Here is a 1,092-nt window from a genome sequence, read left to right as displayed (position 1 = left end):
AGTACATACTATATTTATAAAAATGCCCAATTTAATTTTGTCATGTATTTACCGAAGGATTGGGAAGGCTTAACTCTAATAGAAGAAGGTCAATCCAAAGAGAGTCCGCTGAATGATTTATTGATACAGTTAGATTCTTCGTATTCCATCTTGAGATTAAGGCACCCAGATCTATCAGAAAATTATCAAGATATTGTTTTGACCGTCATTCAAAGAGAACAATGGAATGCCAATGCCAATTTTGCAACGAACGGTAATTTCGATTTGTTACCAAAAAATTTATTTTCTAATTGGGATTATCTATTTGTATTTGACCCACATCACTATAATAATAGGTTAGAGAAATACGATGAAGTCATTGAAATGATTGAAAACATAGAGGTGTATTAACTGTTGATACTGAAACTTATGATTTAATTGCACAAAAAAGGGTATAAACAAGTTGGCGGGAAAAATATACCTGGATTATATTAATTAACTACCTAACTAGCCACTGGGTAGTTTTTTGTTATTTTGGGAGATGATTATATGAAAATTGTGGCTATGTTATTAGTTCTCGGTATACTTGTTTCGTGTAGTGGAAATTCAGAAACTTTGAAATTTGACATTGATGGCGATCAAGAAATTACTATCCTTAATCTATTTGATGTGACAACTGAAGATGAGGCTTTGAATTATGGCGATGGCTTCTCCTCTGTTATTCAAGTAGACGATGTAACTGTATTATTTGATACACCTTATAAGGATTATGTAATGGATAATGGTGATAGTCGAATGATGCAAAATATAGCAATCTTAGAGTATCAAGTAGAGGCAGTGGATATTGTTTATATATCTCATAGGCATAGTAAACCTGGGCTAGTCCCTTTTTTAGAAATGAATAGCGATGTTGAACTGTACTTGACAAGTGATATAGATATGACAAGAACTAATGAAAGATTTGCACTTGACTATTATCACGATGAACCTTTTAAAGAAATTGGGAATCATATTTACACATCAGGTCCAATGCTAGGTGAAAAAGATGGTAAAGAAGTGATAGAACAGTTTATGCTCATTGAAACAGAATCAGGTATAATTATAGTCGTTGGT

At 32.5% G+C, this 1,092-nt stretch carries 2 protein-coding genes; both read left to right on the top strand.

Annotated features, from left to right (window positions below):
• Positions 1 to 390: hypothetical protein (locus tag JF818_RS12400; protein ID WP_233067659.1), on the top strand; the 390-nt coding region annotated here is incomplete at its 5' end.
• 138 nt (positions 391 to 528) lie between these two features.
• Positions 529 to 1,092: hypothetical protein (locus JF818_RS12395; protein ID WP_198892304.1), on the top strand; the 564-nt coding region annotated here is incomplete at its 3' end.

This window comes from Sphaerochaeta sp. S2 (assembly GCF_016406725.1).
Lineage (GTDB): Bacteria > Spirochaetota > Spirochaetia > Sphaerochaetales > Sphaerochaetaceae > Sphaerochaeta.
This window is presented reverse-complemented; position numbering and strand designations above follow the sequence as displayed.